12 protein-coding genes are annotated in these 14,201 nt (G+C 72.3%); 7 read left to right on the plus strand and 5 right to left on the minus strand.

What is annotated here, in order from left to right:
• Positions 1-125 precede the first annotated feature (125 nt).
• The 4 genes from L1857_RS02090 to L1857_RS02105 are packed head-to-tail and all read left to right on the plus strand — an operon-like array spanning position 126 to position 3,744.
• Entirely contained in the window at positions 126-1,304 is a 1,179-nt protein-coding gene (locus L1857_RS02090) for an AI-2E family transporter (RefSeq protein ID WP_249464335.1), read from the plus strand.
• The gene (gene macS, locus L1857_RS02095) at positions 1,301-2,437 is read left to right on the plus strand and encodes a MacS family sensor histidine kinase (protein WP_116110313.1); all 1,137 of its coding nucleotides are present in this window, start codon (positions 1,301-1,303) and stop codon (positions 2,435-2,437) included. The genes L1857_RS02090 and macS overlap by 4 nt, the downstream gene beginning before the upstream one ends.
• A complete protein-coding gene (locus L1857_RS02100) occupies positions 2,434-3,078 on the plus strand; it encodes a response regulator (protein WP_094003297.1) in 645 nt (214 codons plus the stop codon). Before macS ends, L1857_RS02100 begins: the two co-directional genes overlap by 4 nt.
• Before the next feature lie 48 nt (positions 3,079-3,126).
• Positions 3,127-3,744: a DUF1707 SHOCT-like domain-containing protein gene (locus L1857_RS02105; protein WP_116110314.1), complete on the plus strand. Its 618-nt coding sequence runs from the start codon at positions 3,127-3,129 to the stop codon at positions 3,742-3,744.
• Between the two features lie 257 nt (positions 3,745-4,001).
• On the opposite strand, the gene ptsP is transcribed toward L1857_RS02105, so the two are convergent.
• Together ptsP and L1857_RS02115 are read right to left on the minus strand one after the other, a co-directional pair.
• On the minus strand, positions 4,002-5,633 hold the full coding sequence (gene ptsP, locus L1857_RS02110; RefSeq protein ID WP_094003284.1) for a phosphoenolpyruvate--protein phosphotransferase: 1,632 nt from the start codon (positions 5,631-5,633) through the stop codon (positions 4,002-4,004).
• Between the two features lie 43 nt (positions 5,634-5,676).
• A complete protein-coding gene (locus L1857_RS02115) occupies positions 5,677-6,549 on the minus strand; it encodes a ribokinase (protein WP_094003285.1) in 873 nt (290 codons plus the stop codon).
• 282 nt (positions 6,550-6,831) lie between these two features.
• Between L1857_RS02115 and L1857_RS02120 the strand changes: the two genes are divergently transcribed.
• A complete protein-coding gene (locus L1857_RS02120) occupies positions 6,832-7,575 on the plus strand; it encodes a TetR/AcrR family transcriptional regulator (RefSeq protein WP_094003286.1) in 744 nt (247 codons plus the stop codon).
• Here the strand turns inward: L1857_RS02120 and leuS are convergent.
• Entirely contained in the window at positions 7,572-10,427 is a 2,856-nt protein-coding gene (leuS, locus tag L1857_RS02125) for a leucine--tRNA ligase (protein ID WP_116110402.1), read from the minus strand. The two genes, L1857_RS02120 and leuS, sit on opposite strands and share 4 nt — an antisense overlap.
• 31 nt (positions 10,428-10,458) lie before the next feature.
• Entirely contained in the window at positions 10,459-11,541 is a 1,083-nt protein-coding gene (locus L1857_RS02130) for an esterase-like activity of phytase family protein (RefSeq protein ID WP_116110443.1), read from the minus strand.
• Positions 11,542-11,607: 66 nt separating this feature from the next.
• Between L1857_RS02130 and L1857_RS02135 the strand changes: the two genes are divergently transcribed.
• Positions 11,608-12,009, plus strand: coding sequence for an SdpI family protein (locus tag L1857_RS02135; protein WP_094003299.1), 402 nt, complete (start codon positions 11,608-11,610; stop codon positions 12,007-12,009).
• A 40-nt stretch (positions 12,010-12,049) separates the two neighbouring features.
• On the opposite strand, the gene L1857_RS02140 is transcribed toward L1857_RS02135, so the two are convergent.
• On the minus strand, positions 12,050-12,646 hold the full coding sequence (locus L1857_RS02140; protein WP_255407826.1) for a YqgE/AlgH family protein: 597 nt from the start codon (positions 12,644-12,646) through the stop codon (positions 12,050-12,052).
• Between the two features lie 270 nt (positions 12,647-12,916).
• Here L1857_RS02140 and L1857_RS02145 point away from each other — a divergent pair, with 270 nt between their 5' ends.
• Positions 12,917-14,155: an MFS transporter gene (locus tag L1857_RS02145; RefSeq protein ID WP_116110404.1), complete on the plus strand. Its 1,239-nt coding sequence runs from the start codon at positions 12,917-12,919 to the stop codon at positions 14,153-14,155.
• The last annotated feature ends 46 nt before the right edge of the window (positions 14,156-14,201 follow it).

Raw genomic sequence — 14,201 nt, forward strand, 5'->3', positions numbered from 1 at the left:
ACATACCGTCGGAACTTGCGCTGACTCGATGACGGCACTTGCGCCTGATCGTGTGACGCTGCGCCCGCGGCCGCGGCTTCCGCGCGTTGCGCTGCCGTATTCGTCCCGCTCGATAGGGTGGATCCGTGACTGAGCCGCAGCCTCCGAAATACGGATTCCTCAGCGACGACTCGGTCGTCCCGCGCGGGCTCCGGGTCAGCGCCGCGTTCAGCTGGCGGTTGCTCGTGGTGGCCGCGGCCGCCTACCTCATCCTGCGGCTGCTCGCCTTCCTGTCGGTCGTGGTGATCCCGGTCGCGATCGCGCTGCTGCTCGCGGCCCTGCTCGCCCCGGCGGTGGCACGGCTGGTGCAGGTCCGGGTGCCGCGGGGGCTGGCGACCGCGATCGTGCTGATCGGCGGGCTCGCGGTCCTGGGCGGGATGCTGGCGTTCGTCGTCATCAACATCACCGATGGCCTGCCCGCGCTGACCAGCCAGGTCAACAACAGCCTCAACCAGATCCGGGACTGGCTGATCAACGACCTGCACCTCAAGCAGGAGCAGATCCAGCAGTTCCTGGACAACTCGATCAGCTTCCTGCAGGACAACCAGGCGGCGTTCACCAACAGTGCGCTCACCACGGCGACCACGGTCGGCGAGATCCTCACCGGCTTCGTGCTGACGCTGTTCGTCCTGATCTTCTTCCTCGCCGGCGGCGACAAGATCTGGAGCTGGGTGACGCTGGGCATCCCGCAGCGGGTCCGGCGCCGCGTGGACGTCGCGGGCCGGCGCGGGTTCGCCTCGCTGGTCGCGTTCGTCCGCGCCACCGCGGCGGTCGCCGTGGTGGACGCGGTCGGCGTCGGCATCGGGCTGGCGATCCTCGGCGTCCCGCTCGCGATCCCGCTGTCCACGCTGGTGTTCATCGGCGCGTTCATCCCGATCTTCGGCGCGGTGATCACCGGTGCGGTCGCGGTGCTGGTCGCGCTGGTCACCAAGGGTTTCGTCACCGCGCTGATCGTGCTGGCCATCATCATCGCGGTGATGCAGCTGGAGAGCCACATCCTGCAGCCGCTGCTGCTCGGCCGCGCGGTCAAGCTGCACCCGCTGGCCGTCGTGCTCGGCATCGCCGCCGGCCTGGTCGTCTACGGCATCCCGGGCGCGCTGCTTGCGGTGCCGCTGATGTCGATCGTCAACGCCGGTGTGCGCTCGCTGCTGCACGAGGTCGACCCGGACCCGGCCGAGGTCGACGTCCTGCACGACATCGAGGCCGTGCCCAACGCCGATCCCGCCGAGGCGGACGAGGAGCCCGGCGACCCAGGCAAGTCGTGAGCCGCCGGTTCGGGCCCACCGCGCGCGAACCGGCCACCCCGCTGTGGTGGGGCACGATCGGCCTGCGCGTGCTCACGCTGCTGTTCGCGGTCGGCGCGGTGATCGTGCACAACGACGGCTACCAGCGTCCGTGGCTGGCCTGGACCGTGCTCGGCGGGATGACACTGTGGACGGTCGCGACCGCCCTGGTCTACGCGCGGGAGGCGCTGCGGTGGCGGTGGCGGTGGTTCGTCTTCGCCGACGTGCTGGTCACCTGCGCCCTGATGCTGACCTCGCCGTGGATCCTGACCGACGAGCAGAACGCGGCGGTGGCCCCGCTGATCACGACCGTGTGGGTGGCCGGTGCGCCGGTCGCGGCGGGCACCCGCTTCGGCGGGGTGGGCGGGGTCGCCGCCGGCCTGGTGATCGCGGCCGCGACGGGGATCGCGCGGCAGGGGTTCACCCTCGACGTGGCGCGGGACGGTGTGCTGCTGGTCGCGAGCGGGCTGCTGATCGGCATGAGCGCGTCGACCGCGCGCAAGTCGGCGGCCGTGCTCGCCGAGGCGCTGCGCACCGAGGTCGCCAACGCCGAGCGGGAACGGCTGGCGCGCGACATCCACGACAGCGTCCTGCAGGTGCTGGCGCGCGTCCGGCGGCGCGGCGCCGAACTGGGCGGGGAGGCGGCCGAGCTCGCCGAACTGGCCGGGGAGCAGGAGATCGCGCTGCGCGCGCTGGTCACCACCGGGCCGCGGCGGCACAGCACCGGCGAGACCGATCTGCGGGCCGCGCTGCAGCTGCTCGGATCGTCGAAGGTCCAGGTCGCGGCGCCGGCGGGGGAGGTGAACCTGCCGTCCCGGACGACCGCGGAGCTGGTCGCCGTGGTCCGCGAGGCCCTGTCCAACGTCGACAAGCACGCCGGTCCGGCGGCCAAGGCGTGGGTGTTGCTGGAGGACGTCGGCGGTGAGGTCGTGGTGACCGTGCGGGACGACGGCCCGGGCATCCCCGCGGGACGGCTCGCGGACGCGGAGAGTGAGGGCCGGATGGGGGTTGTTCACTCGATGCGGGGACGCGTGGCCGAACTCGGTGGCACGATCTCCCTGGAGACCGCGCCAGGGCAGGGGACCGAATGGGAGATCCGGGTGCCGAGGACATGATCAGCGTGATGGTCGTCGACGACCACCCGATCTGGCGGGACGGCGTGGCACGCGACCTGACCGAGAACGGGTTCGACGTGCGGGCGACCGCGCCGGACGCCGCCGCCGCGGTGCGCATCGCGACCGCGGTGCGGCCGGACGTCGTGCTGATGGACATGAACCTGGGCAACACCTCCGGGGTCGACGCGACGCGGGAGATCACCACGTCGCTGCCGGACACCCGGGTGCTGGTGTTGTCGGCCAGCGGTGAGCACAGCGACGTGCTGGAGGCGGTCAAGGCCGGGGCGTCCGGGTACCTGGTGAAGTCGGCGTCGGTGCCGGAGCTGGTCGAGGCGGTGCGGCGGACCGCGGAGGGCGACCCGGTGTTCACGCCCGGGCTGGCCGGCCTGGTGCTGGGCGAGTACCGGCGGATGGCGGCCGCGCCGGCGGGCGGGGTGGCGCCGCCGCGGCTGACCGAGCGGGAGACCGACGTCCTGCGGCTGGTCGCGAAGGGTCTGACGGCGCGGCAGATCGCCGAGCGGCTGGTGTTGTCGCACCGGACGGTGGAGAACCACGTGCAGTCGACGCTGCGGAAGCTGCAGCTGCACAACCGGGTGGAGCTGGCGCGCTACGCGATCGAGCACGGGCTCGACAAAGACTAGGGATTTTCCCGGATCTCGTCCCGGGGTCGCCGGTCGTAGCGTGGTGGCATGGGCGAGGAGACCGGGACCAAGCCGATGAGCCCGCGCGACCTGCGGGTGTCGGACGCGGAGCGCGAGCACGTCGTGGAGGTGCTGCAGAAGGCGATCGGCCGCGGCATGATCGACCTCGACGAGTTCACCGAGCGGACCGACAAGGCGTTGGCGGCGCGCACGCGGGGTGAGCTGAACGCGGTGCTCGCGGACCTGCCCGGGCTGGTGCACCCGGAGGTGTACCCGGCCGCGCCGGCGGTGTCGTACTCGCCGGACCAGCGGCTGGAGCTGAACGCGAAGTACTCGGCGCTGGTGCGCAACGGCCGGTGGCTGGTGCCGCCGGAGGTGGTGGTGCGCAACCGGTACGGCTCGACGAAGCTCGATTTCAGCGACGCGCAGGTGGCGAGCCCGGTGGTGCGGGTCGAGCTGGACTGCAAGTGGGGCTCGGTCGAGGTGATCATCCCGGACCACGCGGCGGTCGACCTGAACGCGATCACCGAGATCAAGTACGGCTCCCTCCAGGACAAGACGGGTTCCGACGGCAGGCCCGGCAACCCGCGGCTGGTGTTCGCCGGCCGGCTGCACGGAGGCTCACTGGTGATCCGCCACCCGCGGCGGGGGTTCTTCGGCCATTAGGGGCGCGGCTGGGGGCGCCGCGGGGCGCGGGGGCGGCAGGCGCTGGCGGGCGCGCAAGCGCCGCAGCGGTGGCGAACCCGTGCGGACCGGGTACACGTGCGGGAGTGAGGCACGCTCGCCCGCAGGCGCAGAGTCGCGCGACCACTGGTGATCTCGGGCCGCGGGAGCCGCTTGGCCGGGGCGCCCTCGGTCAGCCGTCGCGAGAGATGCGCTCGTCCAAAGCAGGTGCCTCATCCGTGGGTGGGGCGGGCTCCCGGTCAGCCGCGTGCGGCGGTGCGTGCCTCGGCGGGAGTCGGGGCCGCCAGGGCGGCCTCCGCGGCCCGCTGGCAGTCCGCCAGACCCACCTGCGCCAGGCTGGCCCCCACCGTGCGGATCGCGCTCGCGTTCATCGACAGGCTCGTCATTCCCAGGCCCGTCAGCACGCGCGCCAGCAGGGGGTCCGCCGCCGCCTCGCCGCAGACGCCCGCTGGTTTGCCGCTCGCTCGCGCGGCCTTGCCGACCAGCGCGATCAGCCGCAGCAGCGCCGGTTGCCACGGGTCGTTCAAGCCCGCCACCGCCCCCAGCTGCCGGTCCGCGGCGAACGTGTACTGCGCCAGGTCGTTCGTGCCCACCGAGACGAAGTCGACCGCCGCCAGGATCTCCTCCGCCGCCAACGCCGCCGCCGGGACCTCGATCATCACCCCGGCCCGCGTGATTCCCGCGGCCCGCACGCGTTCGGCGAACCACGCCGCCTCCGCCGCGGTCGCCACCATCGGCGCCATCACCGACACCTCGGCGCCCGAATCCGCCGCCGCGCCCGCGATCGCCTCCAGCTGCCGGTCCAGCACGTCCGGCCGGTCGAACGCCACGCGCACGCCCCGCACGCCCAGCGCCGGGTTCGGTTCCGCCTCCGGGGACAGGAACGCGAGCGGCTTGTCCGCGCCCGCGTCCAGCGTCCGCACCACCACCGGCTTCCCCGCGAACGGCGCCAACACCGCGGCGTACGCGGCCCGTTGCTCGTCGACCGACGGCTCGGCCGGGGCGTCCAGGTAGCAGAACTCCGTGCGGAACAGGCCCACACCCTCGGCCCCCGCCTCCGCCGCGGCGGTCGCGTCCGCGGGTGAGCCGACGTTGCCGAGCACCTTGACCCGGTGGTCGTCCGCCGTCGCGCCGACCCCGTTCCACTCCGCCGCGCCCTCGCGCACCGCGGCCACCACCGGCGCGTCCGCCGCGACGACCTCGACCACGCCGGTGTCGCCGTCCACCAGCAGCGCCTCCGCCCGCAGACCGAGCACCCCGCGCACGGCCACCACCGCCGGGATCCCGAGCGACCGGGCCAGGATCGCGGTGTGGCTGGTCGGCCCGCCCTCCTCGGTCACCAGCGCCAGCACCCGCGCCGGGTCGAGGCCCGCCGTGTCGGCCGGTGCCAGGTCCCGCGCGACGAGCACGCTCGGACCGGCCAGGTCCGGCACCCCGGGCGGCGCCACGCCCTGCAGCTCGGCGATCACGCGGTCCCGGATGTCCTCGACGTCGCGGACCCGCTCGGCCATGTACCCACCGGCCGCGGCAAGCGCTTTCGCGAAGCCGTTCGCCGCCTCGTAGACCGCCCGCGCGGCCGGCTTGCCCTCCGCGACGACCAGCCGTTCCGCCTCGCTGACCAGCGCCGGGTCACCGGCCATCGCCGCGGTGGTCAGCAGGATCGTGGCGGCGTCGCCGGTCGCCTGGCCGGCAAGCGCTTCCAGCCGCGCGGCAACCGCCTGCGCGGCCGGCGCGATCCGCGCGGCCTCGGCCTGCGGATCGGACGGCGCGGGCCCGCTCGCGGGCGCGGCGGCGGGTTCGGCCACGGCGACGACCGGACCGCTCGCGCGACCCGGGCTCACCGGCACCCCGGACAGCCTCGTTTCCGACATGGTCTAGACCATACCCTCTCCGGATCCGTACCGGACCAGCGTTTCACGAACCCGCGACTTCCGCAGCCGTCGGGTAGGAGGGCTGCGCGCCGGGCCGGGTGACCGAGATCGCCGCGACCTGCGCCGCCCGCCGCGCCGCCGTCTCCAGGTGCTTGCCCTCCGCGATCGCCGCGGCCAGCGCACCGGTGAACCCGTCGCCCGCGCCGGTGGTGTCCACGGGCGTCACCTTCGGCGCGGCGACCTCGGTGGTCCCGTCGCCGGTGATCACCAGCGCCCCGCGCGCGCCCAGCGTCACGACCGCCGCGGACGGCCCCAGGTCGAGCAGCCGCTCCGGCGGCACCCCGTCACCGAGCAGCCACGCGGCCTCGTGCTCGTTGACCAGCAGCACGTCGAGCGCGGCCAGGGTCGCCGGGCTCACCGCGGCGACCGGGGACAGGTTGAGCAGGCTGCACACGCCCTGCTCGGCGGCGACCGCGACCGTCCGTTCGACCGTCGCGAGCGGGATCTCCATCGACGCGACCACCACCTTCGCCCCGTCCAGCGCGCTGTCCACCACGGACGGTTCGAGCGCGGTGTTCGCGCCGGGGGAGACCAGGATCGAGTTCTCGCCGTCCGGCGTCACGGTGATGTAGGCGATGCCGGTCGGCCGCGCCACCCGCCGCACCAGATCGGTGCGGACACCGGCGTCCCGCAGCGAATCGAGCAGCAGATCCCCGTAGGAGTCCTCGCCGACCGCACCGAGCAGGGCGACCTCGGCGCCGAGCCGGGCCGCCGCGACCGCGGTGTTCGCCCCCTTGCCGCCCGGGGAGACCACCGTGTCGCCGCCCAGCACGGTCTCGCCGGGCCCGGGCCGGCGCTCGGCGGGGACCACGAGATCAGCGTTGGCGGAGCCGACCACCAGAACGTCGCAAGCCATCCGGGCATTCTTTCCTATGCAAACGTGAAGATTCTTGTAACTTCTGGGGCGAATGGTGCGACACTAAGGTGAGCGTCCGCGGCGTTCACCCGATTGGGGCAATCTCGACATCGGGGCGTCCCACCAGGGTTCACGCGGGCTCTCACTTGGCGTCCGGCACCGGTTGCGCCACCGGAGGCCGGGCATCGGGTCGCTGGTACCGATCGCGTAGCCCCCCGAGCGATCGGTACCGGCGGCGCCCGATTCCGCCGGAAATGCGCGCTCACCTTCTAGAATGCCGGAATGGACAAGCCGACCCGACGGGGTCGCGAGCGCGCGGCGACCGATCAGGACATCCGCCGGACCGCACGCAAGCTCCTCGTCGAGCGCGGACCGGAAGCCGTGACGTTGCGGGCCATCGCCCGTGAACTCGGCATCACCGCCCCCGCCCTCTACCGGTACTACGGCTCACGTGACGACCTCGTCGAACACCTGCGCCTCGACGTCGTCGCCGACCTGGCCGCCGAACTCACCGAGGAGATCTCCGGCCTGCCCGACGACGGCGCGGTGCAGCTCTTCGCGATCTGCCGCGGCTTCCGGCGCTGGGCGCTCACGCACACCAAGGAGTTCACGCTGGTGTTCGCGTCGCCGACCGGCGAGGTCGGTTCGGCGGCCGGCAGCGTGGCGACCCTGAACCGGGCCAACGAGCCGTTCGGCCGGATCTTCCTCACCGCCGCCGGGCACCTGCTGGCCAACTTCCAGCTGGAGATCCCGCCGACCGAGGCGGTGCCCGTCGAGCTGCACGACGACCTGACCGCGTTCCAGGACGACCTGCTCGCGGTCCTGCGCGAATCGGGCGTCGACTTCCCGCCGGAGAAGCTCGACCTGGGCACCACGTACGTGATGATCCAGTTCTGGGCGCGCCTCTACGGGCACGTGACGCTCGAGGTGTTCGGCAACTACCCGATCCCGATGTCCAAGCCGGACGCCGTGTTCGACGCGCTGCTGGCCGACCTCGCCCGCGAGATCGGCCTCGACGCCTCCTAGAGCACCACGTTGACCAGGCGGCCCGGGACGACGATGACCTTGCGCGGGGTGCCGCCGCCCAGCAGCGCCACGATCTTCTCGTCGGCCAGGGCGGCGGCCTCGACGGCCTCCTTGGCCGCGTCCGCGGGCACCTGGATCCGCGCGCGGACCTTGCCGTTGACCTGGATCGGGTACTCCACGGTGTCCTCGGCCAGGAACTTCTCGTCGGCGACCGGGAACGGGCCGTGCGCCAGCGAGCCCTCGTGGCCCAGCCGGTGCCACAGCTCCTCGGCGATGTGCGGGCACAGCGGCGCCAGCATCAGCACCAGCGGCTCGACCAGCTCGCGCGGCGTCGACTCGGCGGCGCCGTAGACCTTGGTCAGATGGTTGTTGTACTCGATCAGCTTCGCGCCGGCGGTGTTGAACCGCAGACCCGAGTAGTCGTCGCGGACACCGGCGATGGTCTTGTGCAGGATCCGGCGGTCGTCATCCGTCGGCTCGGCCGCCGACACCCGCGGCTCACCGGTCTGCTCGGACACCACCAGGCGCCACACGCGCTGCAGGAACCGGTGCGCGCCGACGACGTCCTTCGTCGCCCACGGCCGGGAGTCGGCCAGCGGGCCCATCGACATCTCGTAGAACCGGAAGGTGTCGGCCCCGTAGTCCGCCGCCATCTGGTCGGGCGTGACCACGTTCTTCAGGCTCTTGCCCATCTTCCCGTACTCTTGCCTGACTTCCTTGCCCTGGTGGAAGAACTTGCCGTCGGACTCCTCCACCTCCTCGGCCGGGACGTAGAAGCCGCGCTCGTCGGTGTAGGCGTAGGCCTGGATGTAGCCCTGGTTGAACAGCCGCCGGTACGGCTCCTCGGCGCTGACGTACCCCAGGTCGAACAGCACCTTCTGCCAGAACCGCGCGTACAGCAGGTGCAGCACCGCGTGCTCGACGCCACCGACGTACAGGTCGACGCCGCCCGGGTCGTTCACGCCGTGCTCGGCCGGGCGCGGGCCCATCCAGTACTGCTCGTTGCCCGGGTCGACGAACCGCTCGGCGTTGTCCGGGTCGACGTAGCGCAGCTGGTACCAGCACGAGCCGGCCCAGTTGGGCATGGTGTTCGTGTCGCGGCGGTAGGTCTTCTTGCCGTCACCCAGGTCCAGCTCGACCTCGACCCAGTCGCTCGCGCGGGACAGCGGCGGCGACGGCTCGCTGTCGGCGTCCTCCGGGTCGAAGGTGCGCGGCGAGTAGTCGTCCACCTCGGGCAGCTCGACCGGCAGCAGGTGCTCCGGGATCGCTTGCGCCCGGCCGTCCTCGTCGTACACGATCGGGAACGGCTCGCCCCAGTACCGCTGCCGCGAGAACAGCCAGTCGCGCAGCTTGTACTGCACGGTGCCGGCGCCGTGGCCGTTCTCCTCCAGCCAGGCGATCATCGTCTTCTTGGCGTCGTCGACGTTCAGGCCGTCCAGGCTGAGTCCGTTTTCCTGGCGCGAGTTGATCGCGACCCCGTCACCGGTGAACGCCTTGCCGTCGAAGCCCTCGCTCGGCTGGACCGTGCGGACGATCTCCAGCCCGAACTTCTCCGCGAAGTCCCAGTCGCGCTGGTCCTGCGCCGGCACCGCCATGATCGCGCCGGTGCCGTAGCCCATCAGCACGTAGTCCGCGATGAAGACCGGGATCTCCTTGCCGTTGGCGGGGTTCACCGCGTACGAGCCGACGAAGACGCCCGTCTTGTCCTTGCTCTCCTGGCGGTCCAGTTCGGACTTCCGCGACGCGGCGCGGCGATAGGCGGCGACCGCCTCGGCCGGGGTGGCGGCGCCACCGGTCCAGCGCTCGTCCACATCGGACGGCCACGCGTCCGTGGTCAGCTCGTCGACCAGCGGGTGCTCCGGCGCCAGCACCATGTAGGTGGCGCCGAACAGGGTGTCCGGCCGGGTGGTGAAGACCTCGATCTCGTGCTCACCGGCGGCGAAGTTCACGCGCGCACCGTGCGACCGGCCGATCCAGTTGCGCTGCATCGACTTGACCTTCTCCGGCCACTCCAGCCGGTCCAGGTCGTCGACCAGGCGGTCGGCGTAGGCGGTGATGCGCATCATCCACTGGCGCAGGTTGCGGCGGAACACCGGGAAGTTGCCGCGCTCGCTGCGGCCGTCCGGCGTGACCTCCTCGTTGGACAGCACCGTGCCCAGCCCGGGGCACCAGTTCACCGGCGCCTCGGAGATGTAGGCCAGCCGGTGCTCGTCCAGGATCACCAGCTGCTCGGCGCGGGTCAGCTCGCTCCATGCCCGGCCGTCCGGAGAAGGCACAGCGCGGCGCCCTTCCGCGTACTCGGCCTCCAGCTCGACGATCGGCCGGGCCTTGCCCTGCTTCTCGTCGTACCAGGAGTCGTAGATCTTCAGGAAGATCCACTGGGTCCACTTGTAGTACTCCGGATCGATCGTGGCGATCCGGCGGCGCTCGTCGTGGCCCAGGCCCAGCCTGCGGATCTGCCGCAGGTAGGTCTCCATGTTCTGCTCGGTGGTCTTGCGCGGGTGCTGCCCGGTCTGCACCGCGTACTGCTCGGCGGGCAGGCCGAACGCGTCGAAGCCCATGGTGTGCAGGACGTTGCGCCCGATCATGCGGTGGTAGCGGGCATACACGTCGGTCGCGATGAAGCCCAGCGGGTGCCCCACGTGCAGGCCGGCCCCCGACGGGTAGGGGAACATGTCCTGCACGAAGAGCTTGTCCGAGGGAACGCTGGAGTCGGTCGCCAGCGAGCCGGCCGGGTTCGGTGCGTGGAAGGTGCCGTGATCGGCCCAGTAGTTCTGCCAGCGCAGCTCGACCCGACCGGCCAGGTCGGCGTTGTACCGGTGGCCGGGCGTTTCCTCGATTGCTTCACTCACCCAACCATGGTAAGCGGCCCGGCCCACCCGGCTATCGGCGCACCGCGAATGCGATGACCTGCGTGATCTGGTTCGCCGAGAAGTTGTCGTCGCTCACCAGCACCAGGGTCCGCTCGCCACTGGGCAGGCGCGGCCCCCAGGTCATGCCCTCGACGTTGTCGACCTTGGACAGCGGGTGGTCCGCCAGGTCGAGCAGCAGCTTCTTGCGGACCGGCTTGACCTTCGCGTCCGACAGCGAAGCCGTGTGCAGGACGTTGGTCGCGCCGTGGGTGTCGATCTCGTAGATCCGCACCTTGTTGCCGACGCCGGAGACGAACGCGCGCTCCATCACGAGGTAGCGCGACGGGTCGAGCGGGTCGGCGGCCAGGATCGAGGAGACGCCGGTGCTGCCGCCCGCGCCCGGCGCGAACACCGGCTCCTGCGGGTAGGCGTACTGGGCGAGGACCGTGCCGCCGCGGGTCTGCACGGTGATCCGGGACAGCGCGCCCTGCTCGGCCGTGGCCACCGGGCCGTCTTGCAGCAGCGGGCCCTCCAGCGCGCTGACCACCAGCGTGCCGCCCGCGGCGAAGGTCAGGCCCTCGAGCACCAGGTTCTGCCGCGGACCCGAGTCCGGCAGCATCCGCTCGTTGTCCGGGATCGGCAGGTCGCGCACGTGGTCGCCGTCCCGCTGCGCCACCCGGATCGACGGGTCGGCCAGCACGGTCGCGGTGCGGTCGCCCTCCTGGCTCCAGAAGTAGTCGCCGGTCCACGGGTCCGCGCGCAGCTCCTCGGGGTCCACGCCCTGCGCCGGGTAGGTGGTGCCGTCGGCGCGGCGCAGCGGGTGCGTGGCGGTGAAGGTCACCGGGCCGACGCCGGATTTGGTGACGTCGAACCGCGCGGTGTAGAAGCGGGCCGGCTGCAGCGCCGACCGGTCGTCGCTGAGGAACACGTACTGGCCGGTGCGCGGGTCGTAGTCGATGCTCGACAGCCCGCCGACGGTCGTCCCGTCGAACGCGAGCACGTTCGGCACGTGCTGCTCGCCGAGGAAACGGACCGGGGACGGGGCGGCCTCGGCGGGGACCGCGGTCAGGAGGAGGCAGCCGGCGATGGCGCCGGTGAGGAGTCTGGAGGACATGGCGTGCAGCACATCGGATGCGGGTGTCCAGCAGGTAGCGCGCAGATCACGCCTATCCTCGTGAGCGTGCTGGTAGTCGCGCTCATTCCTCTGGTGCTCGGTGTCGTCGTCGGCTGGGGTGGCCTGCTCGGCTGGCGGGAGAAGCTGCCGCGCGACCGCGGCGCCGGCGTGCGCACCGCCGCGACGCTGCGTTCCGACGAAGCCTTCCGGCTGGCGAACCGGGTCGCCGGGCTGCCCACGATGGTGGCCGGGGTGGTCGGGATCGTCGCCGGGATCGCCGGTCTGCTCATGCCGGGCACCGCGGGCGTGCTGATCGCCACCGCGATCGGCCTGGTCGGCATGTTCGCGCTGGTCGCCGGTGGTGGCGCGCTGGGTCACCGGGCCGCGGCGACCGTGCCGCCGCCCGCGCCCGCCGTGCCGGCCGGTTGCTCGGGCTGCGCGTGCGGCGGGTGTGCCGTGCAGGCATGACAGCCTCCGTGGGGGGTGGTGGTCGGGCGAGGGGCTGGCCCTAGTTCCGCTGCAGGTCGCCGGGGTGGGTGGCCAGCAACGCCGTCGGCACGCCCTGACGGCGCAGCACCTGACCCCACAGATCACGCTCCGGCGTGGCCAGCACGTCGCTGGGCAGCGCCGGGACGATCAGCCAGTCACCGCGGTCGATCTCGCCGTCCAGCTGGCCGGAGTCCCAGCCCGCGTAACCGGCGAACACGCGCAGGCCGCGCACCTTCGGCACCAGCGCGTCCGGATCGGCGTCCAGGTCCACCAGCGCCACCGGCCCGCGCACGCCGATCAGCCCGGGCACGCCGGACGCGGTCTCCCCGGCCCGCAACGCGGCCAGGCACAACGCGGTCTTCTTCTCCACCGGGCCGCCGACGAACACCGACTGCGGTTCCACCACGTGCCGCCCCCAGCTGGGCAGCACGTCGTCGACCGGCACGTCGCTCGGGCGGTTCAGGACGACCCCGAGCGTTCCCTCCTCCCGGTGGTCGATGATGAACACCACCGTGCGGCGGAAGTTGGGATCGAACATCGTAGGAGCGGCGACCAGGAGCGATCCCGGTTCAACCTCGGCGTCCGCTGGCACGCCCCCATGATCCCACTCCCGCAAAACCGGGCCACGGCGCCGGGAACAAGGGACGGCCCCCACCCGTTGGACTGGGTGGCCGGCGCACTCCGTGTCCCCCGGGCTCACTGAAGAAAAGCCTTTGTGGAATACCGTTCGGCAGGAGCCACACTGCGCAATGCCGCCGAGAGGCGACCAAGTGCGCCGGCCTCGAAATCCTCCCCTCCTTCCCCGCGTTTCGGCACCGTAGGCTGGTGAGCCGTGACAGCGAGTGCACAGCCCGTCCGGAAGGTCCCGCCGCGCGCGTTCTTCGCGATGGCGGGCTTCCGGACGCTGCTGTTCACCCGCTTCGCCGCCCAGTTCTCCGACGGCGTGTTCCGCGCCGGACTGGCCGGGGCGGTGCTGTTCAACCCCGAGCGCGGCGCCGACCCGCTGACCATCGCCGGCGGGTTCGCCGTCCTGCTGCTGCCGTACTCGTTCATCGGGCCGTTCGCCGGCGCGCTGCTGGACCGGTGGGACCGGCGCCGCGTGCTGATCGTGGCCAACCTGCTGCGCGGCACGGCGATCGTCGCGACGGCGGTCGCGGTCGGGCTCGGGTTCGCCGGGCTCGAACTGTTCGTGCTCGCGTTGATCGTCGAAGGCATCTCCCGGTTCGTCGGGTCCGGGCTGTCCGCGTCGCTGCCGCACGTCGTACCGCCGGGCACGCTGGTCACGGCCAACGCGCTGGCCACCACGCTCGGCTCGCTGGTCGCGGTCCTCGGCGGCGGTGTGGCGATCGGCGTGCGGGCGCTGATCGGCGCCGGGAACAGCGGGTCCGGCTGGACCACGGCCGTCGCGATGCTCGGCACGCTGGTCTCGGCCGCGATCGCCCGCCGGTTCGCCCGTGGCGCGCTGGGGCCGGACACGGTCGACGAGCCCACTGACGCTTTCCTCGCCGTGGCCCGCGGCCTGGTCGACGGGGCCAAGGCCGCGCTGGGCGCGCCCAGCGTCGTCGCCGGGTTCGTCGCGCTGCTCGCGCACCGGGCGTCCTACGGCATCTCACTGCTGATCACCGTGTTGCTGCTGCGGTTCAGCTTCACCGACCACGGGCTGCTCAGGGCCGGGCTGCCCGGGCTGGGGCAGCTGGCCGCGATGGCCGGCGCCGGGATCCTGTTCGCCGGTTTCCTCACCCCGCGGCTGGTGCGCGGCCTCGGCCGCCGCCGCGCGATCCCGGGAGCGCTGGTGATCGCCGCGGTCGCGCAGGCCGGGCTCGGCCTGCCGATGCAGCTGCCGACCGTGCTGGTCGCGTCGTTCGTGATCACCGCGGCCGGTCAGGTGGTGAAGCTGTGCGTGGACTCCTCGATCCAGCACGACGTGCGCGACGAGGCCCGCGGACGGGTGTTCTCGCTGTACGACACGCTGTTCAACATCACCCAGGTGATCGCCGTCTCACTCGCCGCCACGATCGTGCCGCTGAGCGGGCGGTCGGTGCCGCTGCTGCTCGTCGCCACCGCGTTGTACCTGCTCGGCGCGGCCGGATACCTGGTGATCGCCCGGCGCACGCGTACCGAGTGACGGAATTTGCCCGATTACGCCGACCGGACGAAGGCGGCCCACTAGA

This window comes from Amycolatopsis thermalba (assembly GCF_023376025.1).
Taxonomy (GTDB): domain Bacteria; phylum Actinomycetota; class Actinomycetes; order Mycobacteriales; family Pseudonocardiaceae; genus Amycolatopsis_E; species Amycolatopsis_E thermalba.